The 1,929-nt window shown below is 39.2% G+C and carries 2 protein-coding genes and 1 tRNA gene; 1 reads left to right on the top strand and 2 read right to left on the bottom strand.

Annotation, left to right across the window (positions count from 1 at the left end; translation table 11 throughout):
• On the top strand, window positions 1-144 hold a 144-nt coding region (locus COU47_04485), incomplete at its 5' end, for a hypothetical protein (protein ID PIR69179.1).
• Here the strand turns inward: COU47_04485 and COU47_04480 are convergent.
• Entirely contained in the window at window positions 141-1,112 is a 972-nt protein-coding gene (locus COU47_04480; GenBank protein ID PIR69178.1) for a hypothetical protein, read from the bottom strand. The genes COU47_04485 and COU47_04480 overlap by 4 nt on opposite strands.
• Window positions 1,113-1,850: 738 nt before the next feature.
• Window positions 1,851-1,925 (bottom strand) — tRNA-Arg (locus COU47_04475).
• Window positions 1,926-1,929: the final 4 nt, after the last annotated feature.

Raw genomic sequence — 1,929 nt, 5'->3', positions numbered from 1 at the left:
AAAATCAGAGGTTTTAAATTCCTTGGACCCACGGTTATATACGCGCATATGCAAGCGGTGGGAATGGTGAATGACCACATCACAGACTGTTATAGGTATAAAGAAATTAAAAACAAAAAAACAATTTTCCCGCTACCAAGTTAAGAAGCTCGTAGAAATTTCCTTTTTTCTAGCTCACTTGCCGCTTTGTATGTTTTGAACACTGAAACGCCCAAATCTAATAAAACTTCTGACCCAGATTTCTTTTCGCTGTTTTCGAAAACTTGCTTGGTAACAGAAGTTAAAAAACTAAATTTCATTTCCCTTCTTAATTCATCCTCCGTGAGATTCTCTAAGCGTTTACCGTATACCTTGAGTCTGCCTAACCATTCAGTTAATGTTTTTTCTTGATCTTTTAGGTCTTCTAATTTAATCCCCCTCTCCTCGAGATTTCTAAAATAATAAGATTGGCGTCGTTTCTCTTTTTCTGGTAGTGATAAATATTCTTTATATTTTTTATAAATCCACTCAAAAGTATCGGCCACGACCTCATTTTTCTCACCCTCTTCACTTTGTGGTTTCTCGTCGCTTCGTTTTTGTTTCGGAGATTTTGGTAATTCATACTTTTCAGCTTTTAGGAGTGCTTCTTTTGCTTCTTCATCCAATATTTGAGCGGTATACTCTTTTCTCCCAGTTCCACCAAGATTTCTAGCGGCTTCATCTGCTACTAAAAATCGATGGGATTCAAGATCAAAATTTTTAAAAAACCTACGAAGTTCAACTATCTTATTTGACCCTTTTGGTTCTTTAAATCCTATAATGTGTGGCCACCACCGGAACGCAAACTTTATATGACTGGATGCAATATTAAAAACCGCCATTATTTGTTCTTTCGCTAAACCAAAACGGCTCTTTTTGGTCTCGTATTCTTGTACAATTTTCTCAATATCGTATTTTTCTCCAGCGATCTCTGCGTTTTCTTGACCGATGGATCTAATATCAGCGGGGCTATAGTTAAATGCCTTCCATATACTAAATTCAACAGTTTCTTCTACCGTGTGTGACTCTGGTTTTTCCAAATAATGTTTGTAGGAGCCGGCTTGCTCATAAGCGAGATTTTCCAAAGAAGCCATTAAATGAGCTTTTTCCGGATCTTTTACCCTTTCAATACCAAGCCCTTCTTGTTCTGTTTGTTCTTCTTGTTCTTCTTGTTTTTCTTGTTTTTCCTCTTCCGTATTTTCCAGTGTTTCCTCTGATTCTCCTGCGGTTGCAGTTTTCTCTTTGCCCTCACTTGAACCACTCTCAAGCTCTCTGATTCTTTTCTCGTTTTCCGATATCCGATTTTCTACAAAGGCATCTGTTTCGTTTTTATTGAAGCCGTGTTCGTGACCGAAGCGTGATATAGTTTCGCCTTTCTGGACAACACTATTCAACTCACTAATCTCTGATTTGAGTTTAGCTATTGCGAAATCCGCACCCATTTCCATGCGAGCTTGCTCGATCTGTTCATCTGTTACGGAGAGGCGAGGAACATTCTCCGCATTTACATATTCGGCTCCGCCTTTAATAAAATCGGTGTCACTTTTGTTTCTTTCACCTAATTTCTTTAATTCCTCTTCAGAAAATTGTGGCTGTGATTCAAATTTCATTATAATAATGATTTGTTTTTGGTAACATTATTTTATTCCATCCTGCTAAATATGCAAACCCCCTCTATGGGCACTGCGTCAGGCCTTCGGCTCTGAGACTCAGGCTCGAAGAGATAAACTCCGCGAGGCGAACCAAAACTCTTTGACTTTTCCTGTCTAGTGCAGAAATATTAACCTTTGCGCGAACCTTTTTTCGCTCGCTTCGCGAGCGAAAGTATTGTTTGGTGCCCCCGGCAGGAATCGAACCCACATCAATGCCTTAGAAGAGCACTGCTCTATCCATTGAGCTACGGGGGCAATA

Source organism: Candidatus Niyogibacteria bacterium CG10_big_fil_rev_8_21_14_0_10_46_36 (genome assembly GCA_002772995.1).
Taxonomy (GTDB): Bacteria; Patescibacteriota; Minisyncoccia; order 1-14-0-10-42-19; family 1-14-0-10-42-19; genus 1-14-0-10-46-36.
The sequence above is the reverse complement of the archived record's forward strand: the minus strand, read 5'-3'. Positions and strand labels throughout refer to the sequence as shown.